Origin of the sequence: Flavonifractor plautii ATCC 29863, assembly GCF_000239295.1 — a bacterium.
Lineage (GTDB): Bacteria > Bacillota > Clostridia > Oscillospirales > Oscillospiraceae > Flavonifractor > Flavonifractor plautii.
The window spans coordinates 1-14,139 of the sequence record NZ_JH417671.1 but is presented as its reverse complement, the minus strand read 5'-3'; the positions used below and the strand labels follow the sequence as shown (position 1 = coordinate 14,139).

The 14,139-nt window shown below is 66.8% G+C and carries 13 protein-coding genes; 6 read left to right on the top strand and 7 right to left on the bottom strand.

Going from position 1 to position 14,139, the window contains the following annotated elements; genetic code table 11:
* Positions 1-45: 45 nt before the first annotated feature.
* A complete protein-coding gene (gene nrdG / locus HMPREF0372_RS03860) occupies positions 46-564 on the bottom strand; it encodes an anaerobic ribonucleoside-triphosphate reductase activating protein (RefSeq protein ID WP_007489140.1) in 519 nt (172 codons plus the stop codon).
* Between the two features lie 14 nt (positions 565-578).
* Entirely contained in the window at positions 579-2,747 is a 2,169-nt protein-coding gene (gene nrdD, locus HMPREF0372_RS03855) for an anaerobic ribonucleoside-triphosphate reductase (protein ID WP_007489139.1), read from the bottom strand.
* Positions 2,748-2,949: 202 nt separating this feature from the next.
* On the opposite strand from nrdD, the gene HMPREF0372_RS03850 reads away from it, so the two are divergent.
* From HMPREF0372_RS03850 to HMPREF0372_RS03830, 5 genes are all read left to right on the top strand, one after another.
* Positions 2,950-3,786, top strand: coding sequence for a Cof-type HAD-IIB family hydrolase (locus HMPREF0372_RS03850; RefSeq protein ID WP_007489138.1), 837 nt, complete (start codon positions 2,950-2,952; stop codon positions 3,784-3,786).
* Entirely contained in the window at positions 3,783-4,805 is a 1,023-nt protein-coding gene (locus tag HMPREF0372_RS03845; protein WP_007489137.1) for a transglutaminase domain-containing protein, read from the top strand. Before HMPREF0372_RS03850 ends, HMPREF0372_RS03845 begins: the two co-directional genes overlap by 4 nt.
* On the top strand, positions 4,805-5,470 hold the full coding sequence (locus tag HMPREF0372_RS03840; protein WP_007489136.1) for a Crp/Fnr family transcriptional regulator: 666 nt from the start codon (positions 4,805-4,807) through the stop codon (positions 5,468-5,470). Before HMPREF0372_RS03845 ends, HMPREF0372_RS03840 begins: the two co-directional genes overlap by 1 nt.
* A 98-nt stretch (positions 5,471-5,568) precedes the next feature.
* Positions 5,569-5,880, top strand: coding sequence for a rhodanese-like domain-containing protein (locus HMPREF0372_RS03835; RefSeq protein WP_007489135.1), 312 nt, complete (start codon positions 5,569-5,571; stop codon positions 5,878-5,880).
* A 13-nt stretch (positions 5,881-5,893) separates the two neighbouring features.
* A complete protein-coding gene (locus HMPREF0372_RS03830) occupies positions 5,894-7,603 on the top strand; it encodes an FAD-dependent oxidoreductase (protein ID WP_007489134.1) in 1,710 nt (569 codons plus the stop codon).
* Positions 7,604-7,639: 36 nt separating this feature from the next.
* Here the strand turns inward: HMPREF0372_RS03830 and HMPREF0372_RS03825 are convergent, their stop codons facing one another.
* The 4 genes from HMPREF0372_RS03825 to HMPREF0372_RS03810 all read right to left on the bottom strand — a co-directional run bounded on the left by HMPREF0372_RS03825 (position 7,640) and on the right by HMPREF0372_RS03810 (position 11,092).
* Positions 7,640-7,984 carry a hypothetical protein gene (locus tag HMPREF0372_RS03825; RefSeq protein ID WP_039996628.1) on the bottom strand — a complete coding sequence of 115 codons (345 nt, stop codon included), beginning with the start codon at positions 7,982-7,984 and terminating at the stop codon, positions 7,640-7,642.
* A 26-nt stretch (positions 7,985-8,010) separates the two neighbouring features.
* Positions 8,011-8,511 (bottom strand): zinc ribbon domain-containing protein, encoded by a 501-nt coding sequence (locus HMPREF0372_RS03820; protein ID WP_007489129.1) that lies wholly within the window; start codon positions 8,509-8,511, stop codon positions 8,011-8,013.
* Between the two features lie 41 nt (positions 8,512-8,552).
* A complete protein-coding gene (locus HMPREF0372_RS03815; RefSeq protein ID WP_007489128.1) occupies positions 8,553-9,032 on the bottom strand; it encodes a zinc ribbon domain-containing protein in 480 nt (159 codons plus the stop codon).
* 65 nt (positions 9,033-9,097) lie between these two features.
* Positions 9,098-11,092, bottom strand: coding sequence for a fructose-bisphosphatase class III (locus HMPREF0372_RS03810; RefSeq protein ID WP_007489126.1), 1,995 nt, complete (start codon positions 11,090-11,092; stop codon positions 9,098-9,100).
* A 193-nt stretch (positions 11,093-11,285) separates the two neighbouring features.
* On the opposite strand from HMPREF0372_RS03810, the gene HMPREF0372_RS20990 reads away from it, so the two are divergent.
* The gene (locus tag HMPREF0372_RS20990; protein WP_009260812.1) at positions 11,286-13,070 is read left to right on the top strand and encodes a DUF4261 domain-containing protein; all 1,785 of its coding nucleotides are present in this window, start codon (positions 11,286-11,288) and stop codon (positions 13,068-13,070) included.
* 205 nt (positions 13,071-13,275) lie between these two features.
* On the opposite strand, the gene HMPREF0372_RS03800 is transcribed toward HMPREF0372_RS20990, so the two are convergent.
* Positions 13,276-13,848, bottom strand: a complete 573-nt coding sequence (locus HMPREF0372_RS03800; RefSeq protein ID WP_007489123.1) for a uridine kinase family protein — start codon at positions 13,846-13,848, stop codon at positions 13,276-13,278.
* Positions 13,849-14,139: the final 291 nt, after the last annotated feature.

Genomic DNA, 14,139 nt, shown 5'->3' with positions numbered 1-14,139 from the left:
GGCCGGAGCGAGGGGTCCCGCTCCGGCCGGCCTGTTTTTTGTTGTTTAGCCTTCCCAAGGGATGGGCCGCCCGGCGGCCAGGGAGGCGGGGACGTCCAGCAGCCGCTGGTTGGAGGAGCCGCGAAAGCGCAGGGAGATGTCCCTGAGAGCCTCCACAAATTCCCCATCCACCAGCACGTCCACCAGGGAGAGCAGCGCGCCGGTGGCCTCGCAGCGGGCGCGGCTCTGCCCGGTCAGCTCCTCCCAGGTGTAGCCGGAAAAGGCCCACACGGTCTTGTCCGGGAGCTGCTGCCGCAGGCGGTGGAGGAAGGGGAGCAGGGCGCGCTGGTTGTCCGGCTCGAAGGGCTCGCCCCCCAGCAGGGTAAGCCCGCTGATGTAGGGCCGGTCCAGGGCCTCCAGAAGCGCCTCCTCGGTCTCGGCGGTAAAGGGCTGGCCGTAGCGGAAGTCCCAGGTCTGGGGCTGGAAGCAGCCCTTGCAGCGGTGGGTGCAGCCCGAGACAAAGAGGGTCACCCGCACCCCGGTGCCGTTGGCGATGTCGCAGGGCTTGATGCTGCCGTAGTACACTGGAACTGCCCTCCTTACAGGTGGAGCACCCGCTCCTTGATCTCCTGGGTGCGGCCCTGGTTCCAGAACTGGGTGCCGATGTAACCGCAGGTGCGCCGGGCCACGTTGAGCTTGCTCTGCTCACGGTTGCCGCACTTGGGGCACTCCCACACCAGCTTGCCGTCGTCCTCCACGATCCGGATCTCCCCGTCAAAGCCGCACACCTGGCAGTAGTCGCTCTTGGTGTTCAGCTCGGCGTACATGATGTGGTCGTAGATGAAGCCCATGACCTGGAGCACGGCCTCCAGGTTCTGCTGCATGTCGGGCACCTCCACATAGCTGATGGCGCCGCCGGGGGAGAGGGCCTGGAACTGGGCCTCGAAGGACAGCTTGGAGAAGGCGTCGATCTCCTCGGTGACGTGGACGTGGTAGCTGTTGGTGATGTAGGACTTGTCGGTGATGCCGGGGATGACGCCGAAGCGCTTTTGCAGGCACTTGGCGAACTTGTAGGTGGTGGACTCCAGCGGCGTGCCGTAGAGGGAGAAGTCGATGTGCTCCTTGGCCTTCCAGGCGGCGGTGGCCCGGTTCATGTGCTCCATGACCTCCAGGGCGAAGGGGGTGGCCTCCGGATCGGTGTGGGAGCGGCCGGTCATGTACTTGACGCACTCGTACAGCCCCGCGTAGCCCAGGGAGATGGTGGAGTAGCCGTTGTAGAGCAGCCGGTCGATGGGCTCCCCCTTCTTCAGCCGGGCCAGAGCGCCGTACTGCCACAGGATGGGGGCCGCGTCGGACAGGGTGCCCTTCAGCCGCTCGTGGCGGCACATCAGCGCCCGGTAGCACAGCTCCAGCCGCTCGTCGAACACCTTCCAGAACTTCTCGCGGTCGCCGCCGGAGGAGAGGGCCACATCCACCAGATTGATGGTCACCACGCCCTGGTTGAACCGGCCGTAGTACTTGGGCTTTCCGGTCTCCGGATCCACGTAGGGGGTGAGGAAGGAGCGGCAGCCCATGCAGGTGTAGCACTGGCCCTCCCCGTTCTGATCCACCTTGTTCTGCTTCATGATCTTCTCGGAGATGTAGTCGGGCACCAGGCGGCGGGCGGTGCACTTGGCGGCCAGCCTGGTCAGATAGTAGTAGGGGGTGCCGGGGCGCACGTTGTCCTCCTCCAGCACGTAGATGAGCTTGGGGAAGGCCGGGGTGATCCAAACCCCCTCCTCGTTCTTTACGCCCTCATAGCGCTGCACCAGGGTCTCCTCGATGATGAGGGCCAGATCCCGCTTGGTCTGGGGATCGTCCACCTCGCCCAGGTACATGAACACGGTGACGAAGGGGGCCTGTCCGTTGGTGGTCATGAGGGTGACCACCTGGTACTGGATGGTCTGCACCCCACGGCGGATCTCCTCCCGCAGGCGCTTCTCCACGATGCCGGAGAGCACCTCCTCCGAGGGGGTGCCGCCCACGGCGGCGATCTCCGCCAGCACCTGCCCGCGGATCTTCTCCCGGGAGACCTGGACGAAGGGGGCCAGGTGGGCCAGGGAGATGGACTGGCCGCCGTACTGGTTGGAGGCCACCTGGGCGATGATCTGGGTGGCGATGTTGCAGGCGGTGGAAAAGCTGTGGGGCTTTTCGATGAGGGTACCCGAGATGACGGTGCCGTTTTGGAGCATGTCCTCCAGGTTGACCAGATCGCAGTTGTGCATGTGCTGGGCGTAGTAGTCCATGTCGTGGAAGTGGATGATGCCCGCCTTGTGGGCCTCCACGATGTCGGGGGGGAGCAGCAGCCGCTGGGTGATGTCCTTGGACACCTCGCCGGCCATGTAGTCCCGCTGAACCGAGTTGACCACCGGGTTCTTGTTGGCGTTCTCCTGCTTGGCCTCCTCGTTGTTGCACTCGATGAGGGTGAGGATCTGGCTGTCGGTGGTGTTGGCCGCCCGGGCCAGGGAGCGGACATAGCGGTAGCGGATGTAGCGCTTGGCGGTCTCAAAGGCGCCCAGGCGCATAATCTCGGTCTCCACCAGCTCCTGAATCTCCTCCACGGACAGGGTGCGGCCCATCCGGGCGGCGGTCTGCTCCACGCTGAGGGCGAGCTGGGCCACCTGCCCGCCGGACAGCTCCGGCGGCTGGTCGGTGGCCAGATTGGCTTTGGTGACGGCGGCGGCGATCTTCTCCCGGTCAAAGGCGGCCTCGCTGCCGTTGCGCTTCATGATTTTCACTGGTGCTGCCACTCCTTACAATTCATTCGTCCGCTACATTATATAGGGCTAACTGGAAAAGCGCAATACTATATTTGGCGTTTTGTCAAATCGGACAGACCGGGGTGGAATTCCGGGGCGGGACACGGTATAATAGACAAAACAGACAGCGAAGCCCCGGAAGGAGCCACGGGGCGGTCAGGAGGCATCTGCGGTGCGCATTGATATCATCTTCAGCGATTTGGACGGCACCCTGCTGCTGGGGGACAAGGGACTGTCCCCCGGGACGGCGGAGGCCCTGGCCCGGGCGGCGGAGCGGGGGATTTCCTTCGTGCCCGCCACCGGGCGTTTTTTCAACGCCATTCCCCGGGCGGTGCAGGAGCTGCCCTTCTGGCGGTACGCCATTGTGATGAACGGGGCGGTGGTTTGGGACCGGGCGGAGGGGAGGGCCATCCGCCGGGCGGAGCTGTCCCCGGAGCTGGCCGTTCGGGTGATGGCCCGGCTGGAGGACTTTCCCGGCACCCTGGACTGCTATATGGAGGACAACTGCGGCTGGATGGAGGCCAGGTACTACGCCGCGCTGGACGACTGGATCCTGGATCCGGTCTCCCGGCGGATCATCCGGGAGATGCGCCGCCCCATGGAGGATCTGCGGGGCTATGTGGGCCGCCGGGGGCGGCCGGTGCAGAAGATCCAGAGCTACTTTCTGGACGAGGCCACCCAGCGGGCGTTGCTCGCCGCCCTGGCGGAGGAGTTCCCCGAGCTGTCGGTGGCCTGCTCCCTGCCCGGCAACGTGGAGCTCACCCACCGGGACGCCACCAAGGGGGCGGCCATGACCGCCCTGTGCGCGCATCTGGGCATCCCCCTGGAGCGGGCGGTGGCCTTCGGGGACGAGCGCAACGACTGCTCCATGCTGGCGGCGGCGGGGCTGGGGGTGGCCATGGGGAACGCCGCGCCGGAGGCCAAGGCGGCGGCGCGGCTGGTGACGGGCACCAACCAGGAGGACGGCGTGGCCCGGACGCTGCTCCGGCTGCTGGAGGAGGGGGCATGACCGAGGCGTACTATTTCCGGCAGCTGGACAAGGCCGGTCAGGCGGCCTACCACGCCATGAAGACCGGGCTGGCCGCCCTCCGCCCCGCCTTCCCGGTGCCCCGGCTGGAGGGGCGGGAGCTGGGGGACGTGCTGGCCCGCCTGCGGCTGGACTGCCCGGAGCTGTTCTACGTCACCGGCTTCTCCTACCGGGTGCACCCGGCCGCCGCCACGGTGGAGCTGCTGCCCCAGTACCGCTTCGACAAGGGGAAGATCCAGACCCACCAGAAAGCGCTGGCCGCCCGGCTGGACCGCCTGTGCCGCCCGGCCATGGGGCTGAACGAGGGGGAGAAGGAGCGGTATGTCCACGACTTCATCTGCCGGAATGTCCGCTACGACAAGCTGAAAAAGCCCTACTCCCACGAGATTCTCGGCCCGCTGGGCCAGGGGGTGGGGGTGTGCGAGGGCATCGCCAAGGCGGTCAAGTGCCTGTGCGACCGGCTGGGGGTGTGGTGCATCGTGGCCCTGGCGGAGAACAACCCGGACAAGGGGATCAAGTACCGCCACGCCTGGAACGTGGTGCGCCTGGGGGATGCGTATTACCACCTGGACGCCACCTTTGACAACTCGCTGGGATCGGCGGAGCTGGTGCGCTACGACTACTTCAATCTGGACGACCGGCGGCTGTTCCGGGATCACGAGGCTCTGGTCTATCCGGTGCCCGCCTGCGCCGACGGGGGGCGGTTCTACTACCGGGAGGCCAGGCTCTCCTTCACCCGCCCGGAGGAGGTGGCCGGGCGGGCCGCCCAGGCCGTCCGCAAGGGGAAGCCCCTGGTGTTCCACTGGCGGGGCGGCCCCCTGACGGGGGAGGTGCTGGGGGAGCTGGCCGCCCTGCTGGAGGAGGCGGCGGCCCGGAAGGGGCGGCACGCCGCCATCCGGCTGAACAGGCCCCAGGCGGTGCTGGAGGTGCGCTTCCAGGAGGCGCCTCCGGCCGAGGCCTGCACCGCCCAGGAGGCCAACGAGGGAGAGGAGGAAGGCTGATGCTGCGGGAGTACCTGCCCTTTTGGGACCGTCTGACGGAGGGACAGCGGCGGCGGCTGGAGGAGGGCGCCGCGGTGCGGCGCTTCGTCCGGGGGGAGATGGTGTACGGCGGCGGGGCGGAGTGCGCGGGGCTTATCCTGCCCACCGAGGGACAGCTCCGCGCCTATATGCTCACCGACGAGGGGCGGGAGCTGACCCTCTACCGGCTCTTTCCCCGGGATATGTGCCTTTTTTCCGCCTCCTGCGTACTGCGGGGCATCCAGTTCGACGTGCTGGTGGAGGCGGAGCGGGATACCACGGCCCTTTTTCTGCCGGCGGAGGTGTATCAAGGGCTGATGGAGGAGAGCGCGGCAGTGGCCAACTACACCAGCGAGCTGATGGCCGACCGCTTCTCCGAGGTGATGTGGCGAATGGACCAGATTCTGAGCAAGAAGCTGGACGGCCGCCTGGCCGCCCTGCTGGTGGAGGAGAGCCGCCTGGCGGAGAGCGCCTCCCTCCGCCTCACCCATGACCAACTGGCCCGCCACCTGGGTTCCGCCCGGGAGGTGGTGAGCCGCCTGCTCAAGGACTTCCAGAACGACGGTCTGGTGCGGCTGGGCCGGGGCGGGGTGGAGCTGCTGGATCTCCCGGCGCTGGAGGCTCTGGCATCGGACAGCCTACGGTGATTTTGTCACGGAAGGGGCGGGCTATTTCTGGTATCCTGAGTACAGACAGAGCGTCCAGGACGGCCCGCCCGTCCGTGAGAAAAAGGAGTGCTGAATGTATGGGACTGTTTGACCTCTTTGCCCGCCGCCCCGCGCTGAGCGAGGGCCTGGAACAATACCGCAACACCCCGGGCGCCATCCTGCTGGACGTGCGCACCCCGGAGGAATACCGGGACGGCCACCTGCCCGGAGCGAAAAACCTGCCCCTGGACCGGCTGGATACCATCGCCGAGCCTGCCGGGAGCCCGCTGTTCATCTACTGCCGCAGCGGGGCGCGGAGCGCCCAGGCCAAAGCCCGGCTGGCGCGGGCGGGGTATTCCGTCACCGATCTGGGGGGCCTGCTGGGCTACCGCGGGCCGCTGGAAGCATAGGGAGGGAAGCAGCATGAAGGTTGTCATCATCGGCGGTGTGGCCGGAGGGGCCACTGCGGCGGCCCGTCTGCGCCGCCTGGACGAGAGCGCGGAGATCATCATCCTGGAGCGCACGGGCTACGTGTCCTACGCCAACTGCGGCCTGCCCTACTATGTGGGCGGTGTGATCACCGACCGGGAGGAGCTGACCCTGCAGACCCCGGAGGGCTTCCGAAACCGCTTCGGAATTGACGTGCGGGTGGGGCAGGAGGCGGTGGAGCTTCGCCCGGAGCAGCATACCGTCACCGTCCGCCGCCTGGAGGATGGGAGCACCTACGCCCTCCACTATGACAAACTGATCCTCTCGCCCGGGGCGCGGCCCGTGCGGCCCAACCTGCCCGGCGAGGACGACCCCCGTGTGTTCACCCTGCGCACGGTGGAGGACACCCTGCGCATCCGGGCCTACCTGGACGAGCACCCCGTCCGGCGGGCCGTGGTGGTGGGCGGCGGCTTCATCGGCTTGGAGATGGCGGAGAACCTGGTGCACGCGGGGGTGCACACCACCCTGCTCCAGCGGGGCGCGCAGGTGCTGCCGCCCCTGGACGCCGACATGGCGGCGGAGATCCACGCCTATCTCCGGGGCCAGGGGGTGGAGCTGCGCCTGGGCGCACGGGTGTCCGGCTTCTCTCCCCAGGGGGACGGGCTGGCTGTAGAGCTGGAGGGCGGGGAGCGGTTCCCGGCCGACCTGGTGCTGCTGGGCATCGGCGTGGCCCCCGACACGGAGCTGGCCCGCCGGGCGGGCCTGGCCCTGGGCGTCAAGGGGGCGATCTCGGTGGACGGGCAGATGCGCACCAGCGCCCCGGACGTCTACGCCGTGGGTGACGCGGTGGAGGTGCGGCATTTTGTCACCGGAGCCAAAAGCCACATTGCGCTGGCCGGCCCGGCCAACAAGCAGGGGCGCATTGCCGCCGACCACATCTGCGGGCGGCGGAGCGCCTACACCGGGGCGCTGGGCACCTCGGTGCTCAAGCTCTTTGACCTGACAGCGGCCTCCACGGGGCTGAACGAAAAACAGGCGCGGGCCGCGGGCGTGGCCTATGACAAGGTGGTGACCTACTCCGCCTCCCACGCCTCCTACTACCCGGGCGCCCGCAACATGACGGTCAAGACCCTCTTCGATCCCGCCTCCGGCCGCATTCTTGGGGCGCAGATTGTGGGGTTCGATGGGGTGGACAAGCGCATGGACGTGCTGGCCGCCGCCATTCGGGCGGGCCTCACCGCCGAACAGCTCACCGAGCTGGATCTGGCCTACGCGCCCCCCTACGGCTCGGCCAAGGATCCGGTGAATATGGCTGGCTATGTGATTGAGAATGTCCGGGCGGGGCTGGTGGAGCAGCACCACTGGGACGCGGTGGCGGAGCTGCCGGCGGACGGCTCGGTGATCCTGCTGGATGTGCGCACGCCGGGCGAGGTCAGGAAGCAGGGACTGCTCCGCTCCGACGCGCTTCACATCCCCCTGGACGAGCTGCGGGGGCGGCTGGGGGAGCTGGACAAAGAGAAGAAGATTTATGTCAACTGCTACAGCGGCCTGCGGAGCTATCTGGCCTGCCGCATCCTGTCCCAGCATGGCTTCCAGTGCTCCAACCTGTCCGGCGGCTGGCGCTTCTGGTCCTACAACGCCACCGACCGGGCCCACGATGCCGCGCCGACCCACCTGTGCGGCGTCCCCACTGGAAAGGATTAAAAAATTCCGGCTGCTTTCCTTGGAAAGCAGCCGGTTTTATATGCTATGGCTGAGCAGCCGCCGCTCCAGGGTGAGCGCCAGCAGGCCGCCTGCCAGATAGGCCAGCAGATCCCACGGGTCGCACACGGAGGAGGGCTTATACAGCAGGGGGGCCAGCTCCAGAAAGAGGCCGCAGGCCAGCAGATACCCAGCGGCGGCCGGAACAGAGCGTATGGGGGACACCCGCCCCAGAGCGAGAAGAAGCTCCACCAGGGCCAGCAGCAGGGCCCCGGCCAGAAGGTCGCTGAAATACCAGGCCAGGAAGAGGCGGCGGGGACCGGAGGCGGCGGGGAGAAACCACAGCTTGTTGCAGGCGTAGAGCAGGACGGCGGCCCCGATCACCCCCGCGGAGAGGGTGAACTGGCGCTTTAGAACAGGGAGAGAATGAGGAGCGCCGCGATCACGCCCACGATCACCGCGGCCACCGTCCCGCCGAAACCCATGCCGCCCCTCCCCTCGTCGGCGGGCGGGTCCCCGGCGGGCGGCGGAGGGGGAGAGGAGGGCTCCAACTGTGCGGGATCTACCACCCGGGCATAAGCCCCCACGCCACGCAGGGCGAATGTCAGCGCCTGGGCCGCGTCCTGTGTCATCCCCTCCCGCAGGACGATAGAGGGAACCACCGTGCAGTTGTCCACGTAGGCCTCGGCCTCGGCGCGGGAGATACCCAGCTCGGCCATGAGCAGTTCCACCACCTTGCTCTGGGTCTCCGGCCCGTCCGGGCAGGCGGTGAGCACCACGGAGAAGCGGTCCGGGGAAGGGGGAGCGGCCGGGGCTGTGGGCTGCTTGGGCAGAGGGTAGCCGCAGTGGATGCAGGCGGGGGCCTGGTCGGAGATCTGTTTTCCGCACTCGGGACAGGAAATGAGCGCCATGGGGAGAACCTCCTTTTCGCCGGAAGGGGCGGAGTGGTGGGCTAGGAGAGGAGCAAGGCCAGGGGGAGGAGGATCAGCTGCGCGGCCAGGACGCCAAGGATCACTGCGGCCACGGTTTTGCCGAAGCCCATGGCGCGGCACCCCTCGAAGGGATGGGGTTGGGGGACGTCGGGTATGGTGGAGTCGAGCACCTGCACCTCGGCCCCCGCCCCGCGGAGGGTGTCGGCCAGCGCCCAGGCGTCCTTTTGGGTCAGATGGGTCTGGAGGGTGGAGGGGTCGCGTTCGGCCGCGGGCTGGGAGAGAAACGCGTAGACGGCTTCCCAGACGCTCTCCTCCAGGTGGATGGCGAGCTTTCGGACGCGGTAACGCCCCTCGGAGTCCTCGGGGCAGGCGGTGAGCACCACGGAGAAGCGGTTTGGATCGAGGGGAGCCCTTGGAGCGAGGGGACAGCCGCAGTGGATGCAGGCGGGGGCCTGGTTGGAGATCTCTTTTCCGCACTCCGGGCAAGCGATGAGGGCCATACAGAGCCTCCTTTCGGCGGAAACCGCCGTTTTTCTTCCAGTGTACCAGAGGGCGGGGGCCCTCGTCAATACTCCTTGTGATCCTCGGCAATGGCGCCGCTGCGGTAGGCCAGCAGGAGGGCCATCAGATCGTCGATCTGCTCCTGGAGCTGGCGGCCCACGTCGGTGCCGGCGATTTTCAGCCGGGACTCCAGCCGCTCGAACACCACGGAGGTGGAGGCGATGTCCTGGCTGGTGCGGATGGCCTCCGCCCGGCCCACGAAGGGCTCGTGGGACACCAGGCGGTAGCAGGCGGAGTTGTAGATGAGGGTATAGCCCGCGATGCCGGTGGTCTGCTGATAGGCCTTGCAGAAGCCGCCGTCGATGACCAGCAGCCTGCCGCCCCCCTTCATGGGGCTCTCCCCTTTCTTGGACTTGACGGGGACGTGGCCGTTGATGATGTGGCAGTGGGGGCCCTCCAGGCCGAACTCCCGCAGCAGCGCCTCGCAGATCTCCGGGTCGTTGTAGAGCTGGTAGTAGACGTTTTTGGGCTCGGCCCAGGTGGACTCGTCGGCGAGGAAACGCCGCTCAAAGGTGGTCATGCGGTCGCGGCCGAAGATGGGGCTGTTGCGGCCCGCCCACAGGAACCACAGGAAGTCCATGCCGGCGGCCCGCTCCGCCGAGCCGGGGGCGGAGTAGTAGGCCCGGCGGGCGGCCAAATCCGCATAGTCCAGGAAGGCCTTGCCGGAGAGACGCCCCCCGTTCACCGGGAAGGAGAGGAGGGAGCCGTCGGCCGCCATGGGGATGCAGCCGTGGAAGAGCAGGTTGCCGTTGAAGATTTTATACAGGCTGCCCTTGGAGTAGAGGAAGCGGACGTGCCGCTGGAGCTTCTCGCTGTGGAGAAAGGAGAGGGTGAGCTGGTGGATCAGGATCTCCTCCTCGGGGGTGAGGGCGTAGGGATCGGCGGGGTTGACGGTGGGGAAGTCGGTGTCCAGCATGGGATAGGCTCTGCCGTCCACCGTCACAGTCCTGCTTTCGTAGTCGATCTTGTCCAGCAGGAGCCGGTCGGCCATGCCGAAGTCGGGGTTGCGCAGGATCTTCTGCCCCTCCAGCTTGAAGAGGATCATGGTGATGGCCTTATACATCCGGGCGGAGAGCAGCTTGTCCTTCTCGGTGTACCGCTCCGCCTCCTCGCCGGTGAGCTTGACGGAGAAGCGGGACACGTCGGTGTCCCGGTAGACCTCGTTGGCAAAGACGGACAGGGGGCGCAGAGAGATGCCGTAGCCGGTCTCGATGACCTCCAGGTTGTTGTAGCGCAGGGAGTTGGCCAGCACGGTGGCCACCAGGGTGCGGGAGCCGGAGGCCGCCCCCATCCACAGCACGTCGTGGTTGCCCCACTGTATGTCCACGCTGTGGTAGTCCAGCAGGGAGTCCAGAATGATGTCCGCCCGGGGGCCTCGGTCGAAGATGTCCCCCACCACGTGGAGGTGGTCCACCGCCAGGCGCTTGATGAGCTCGCAGAGCTGCACCAGGAAGTTGGAGGCCCGGCCAATGTCGATGATGGTGGAGATGATGTTCTCGTAGTAGTCACGCTTATCGTTGTCCTCGTAGTGAGTGTGCAGCATCTCGTCGATGATGTAGGCGTACTCCCTGGGCATGGCCTTGCGCACCTTGGAGCGGGTGTACTTGGAGCTGACCAGGCGGCAGATCTCAATGAGCCGGTGGAAGGTGATGCGGTACCACTCCCGCATGTCGGGGGTCTCCCGCTGGATCTCCTCCAGCTTCTCCTTGGGGTAATAGATCAGGGTGGCCAGCTGGTCCCGCTCCGCCTTGGAGACGGTGGCGGCAAACAGATCGTCCAGCTTTTCCCGCACGACCCCGGACGCGGAGTTGAGGATGTGCAGAAAGGCCTCGTATTCCCCGTGGACGTCGGAGACAAAGTGCTCCGTGCCCTTGGGCAGGTTCAGGATGGCCTGCAGGTTGATAATCTCCGTACTGGCGGCCTGGACCGTGGGGTACTGGCGGGCCAGCATTTTCAGATAGTGCAGGTTTTCGGGGCGGCAGGCTTGGGTGGGCTTCATGCGGGAACCTCCTTTGATTAAACGGGTGATTTCAGTTTATTATCGCACGTTCCGGTGGAGGATGCAAGGGGATAGGGGAATTGCGCCCGGCTTTTCCCGCGCCCCGCCGGAATGGGGCTTGCCAGGGGAGGGACGCCCTGTTATAATAAAAACAGATTTTATAAATTATATTTATTTTGCGAGGGGGATGGATATGGAGAGCCTGGTACTGTCACCGCAGGATGTGGAAAACCTGGAGGCCATGAGCGACGGCTCCACAGGGTACTTTTACAAGATGCTGGACTACCTGGAGAAGCGGGTGGAGGACGGCGTGCGCCGGGGGCGCTTCTCCGAGGAGGCGGCAAAGGCCGACCTGGAGACGGCCCTCTGGTACTCCTACGCCTGCAACAACCTGGACGAATATGAGTCGTACTGCCGGGCGGCGCAGTGGATGGCCGCGTCGGAGGGGAGCGCGGAGGCCGCCCGCTGCGGCATGTGGTACTACCGCTACTCCTGCGCCCTGCTGTACTGCGGGCGGCTGGAGGAGGCCCTGGCCTACGCGGAAAAGGGAGTGGCGGTGGAGCCGGACTATGTGTGGGGCTGGCTACAACTGGGCAAGCTGCGCAGCCACTTTGGTGACACGGCCGGGGCCCTGGCCGCAGTGGAGCGGGGGCTGGCCCTGGAGCCGGGGGACTATGAGTTCACCACCCTGGCCCGGGAGATCCGGGAGGGCAGGAGCCTGGAGGAGATGGAGTACCACTGGATCGACCCGGAGCAGGACCGGCGGCTCCAGGCCGGAGAGGCGGAGGAGGGGGAGATGGCGGACAAACGCCTGGCCATCGCCTGTATCCTCTGCGACCGGGCCAATCTGGAGGCCGTCAAGGCGGCCCTGGGCGTGACGGAGTGGGAGGCCGACGCCCCCTATTGCACTTTCACCATGCCCTACGGAGAGGGGACGGTACAGGGCCGCTTTTTCGGCAACGAGGCCGCCCTGTCCAAGCTGTCCGCGGAGTGGGCGGCGGCGCTGGCGGCCCGCCTGCCCGAGCTGGACCGGCGGGGCAGAACCTTCCTGGAGCTGAGGGCGGAGCTACAGACCGACGGGCTGGAGCTGGCGTGGTTCACCATCCAGCGGGACCAGGGGCTACGGCTGTGTTTCCAGGGGGGCGGGCACAGCCAGATGGTGCTGTTCGGGGCCGACTTCTCTTTGCGGGAGGAGGGGCAGCCCGCTCTGGAGCAGCCCGGCTCCGCGGGGAATTTTCTGGCCTTCGTGCTGCTGGAGGAGCCGGAGTGGGACCCCGAGGCCTTCAAGCGGGCGCTGCGGGACCACTGGGGCATTCCCTGCATGACCGAGCCGGAGGATGGGGAGGACGGGGAGAGCACCCTGGTCTTTGAGGTGGAGGGGATGCTGGCGGCCCTGAGCCTCTACCCCTTCCCGGTGCCCCACGGCGAGGCGGAGGAGGCCGCCGGGCGGTGCTACCTGTGGCCGGAGGCCGAGGCGGCTGCCCGGCGGCACAAGGGGCAGCTCCTGGTGTCGGTGTTGGGCCGGGAGGCCGGGCCATGGAAGGCCGCCGCCCTCCAGGTGAAGCTGGTGTGCGCCGCCTGCGGGCAGGCGGGGACTCTGGGCGTGTACGCCAACGGCACGGTCTATCCGCCGGAGCTCTACCAGGAGGCGGCCGCCCCGCTGGACGAGGGAGAGCTGCCCCTGCTCAATCTGGTGTGGGTGGGCCTCTACCGGACGGAGGAGGGGATGGGCGCCTATACCGACGGCCTGCGCAGCTTCGGCAAGGACGAACTGGAGGTGCTGGACGCCAGGGCCGAGCCCGCCGAGGTGCGGAATTTCCTCCTGAACATTGCGGATTATCTGCTGGAGGAGGACGTGACCCTCCGGGATGGCGAGACCATCGGCTTCTCGGAGGAGCAGCGCCTGCCCATCACCCGCAGCGCGGGTGTGGGACAGGAGGGTATGACCCTGAAAATCGGCTGGCCTGGTGAGGTATAAAGTAAGCGGTGGCGGTCGGTAAACCCTTCGGCCGAAGGATTAGGAGGGAAGGATAGCGTGAAAGGGAACCGTCAGGGGTTCCCTTTCACGTTGGATCAAAGGACTTTTTGAAGCATCAAAAGGTCCTTCAACCTGTCGAAAAGAAGCTTTCGACAGGCTGAAACAGCGGCGGAACGGAGCATCCGTTCCGCCGCTGTTTGCGGTATCAGGGGGTGGTGTCCAGCACCAGGTCACACCCTCCGGGCAGACCGGTGGACTGGAAATAGGCCTCCTCCAGGGGAATCCAACGCTCTAAAAAGGCGGGGAGCCGTTTCGGGCCCTCACGGGCCAGAAGGCGGAGCCGCTGCTCGCCGGGGGAGCAGGTCAGAAAGACGGCGCGGTCATACCAGCCACGCAGGGCGGGGTGGAGGGCGTAGCTGCCCTCCACCAGCGCCAGGCCGGTGAGCTCGGCCCGGATGGGGGCGGAGAAGTCCATGGAGCGGCAGTCGAAGGGGCGGAAGCAGGCCGCACCGGTCTCCCGCAGGGGGCGCAGCAGCTCTGCCTCCACCCGCTCATAGTGGACGTTGCCGCCAGGAGCGGCATAGCGCTCCTGTGTACGCAGGGCAGGCGGAAGGAAAAAATCGTCCATGTGGAACAGGGGGCACCCCAGCCTGTGGGCCGCCAGTCCGGCCAGGGTGCTCTTGCCGCTGCCGCAGCGGCCGTCGATGGCGGCAAGTGCGGGGCGGCCCAGCCGGGCCAGGGGGGTGAGCAGTTCCAAAAGGGCCTCCAGGGATTCCAAGCGCGGGCCCTCCTCTCGTCGTTTTTTTCAGTATACCACAACGGCGGGACGGAAAAAAGCCAGACTGTCGATAAATCCTTCTACAGGAGGGGTTCGGGGGAAAGGTCGTGTGACAGGGAACCGTCAGGGTTTCCTGTCACATTGGGTCAAACGACGTTCCGCCTGTCGAAAACCTTTTTTCGGGAGGAAAGCCCTGCAAGCTTCTGCCTGCAGGGCTTTCCTGTCTGATATGTTTTACTTGCCCAGGCTGAGGATCTCGCGGGCCTCGGCGGGGGTGGCGACCTGCTTGCC

Bases quoted from the DNA above. Each gene is read 5' to 3' on its own strand.
- HMPREF0372_RS03840 (WP_007489136.1), top strand. From the start codon at position 4,805: ATGCTGCGGGAGTACCTGCCCTTTTGGGACCGTCTGACGGAGGGACAG.
- nrdD (WP_007489139.1), bottom strand. From the start codon at position 2,747: ATGAAGCGCAACGGCAGCGAGGCCGCCTTTGACCGGGAGAAGATCGCC.
- HMPREF0372_RS03815 (WP_007489128.1), bottom strand. From the start codon at position 9,032: ATGGCCCTCATCGCTTGCCCGGAGTGCGGAAAAGAGATCTCCAACCAG.
- HMPREF0372_RS03845 (WP_007489137.1), top strand. From the start codon at position 3,783: ATGACCGAGGCGTACTATTTCCGGCAGCTGGACAAGGCCGGTCAGGCG.
- HMPREF0372_RS03810 (WP_007489126.1), bottom strand. From the start codon at position 11,092: ATGAAGCCCACCCAAGCCTGCCGCCCCGAAAACCTGCACTATCTGAAA.
- HMPREF0372_RS03835 (WP_007489135.1), top strand. From the start codon at position 5,569: ATGGGACTGTTTGACCTCTTTGCCCGCCGCCCCGCGCTGAGCGAGGGC.
- HMPREF0372_RS20990 (WP_009260812.1), top strand. From the start codon at position 11,286: ATGGAGAGCCTGGTACTGTCACCGCAGGATGTGGAAAACCTGGAGGCC.
- HMPREF0372_RS03820 (WP_007489129.1), bottom strand. From the start codon at position 8,511: ATGGCGCTCATTTCCTGTCCCGAGTGCGGAAAACAGATCTCCGACCAG.
- HMPREF0372_RS03830 (WP_007489134.1), top strand. From the start codon at position 5,894: ATGAAGGTTGTCATCATCGGCGGTGTGGCCGGAGGGGCCACTGCGGCG.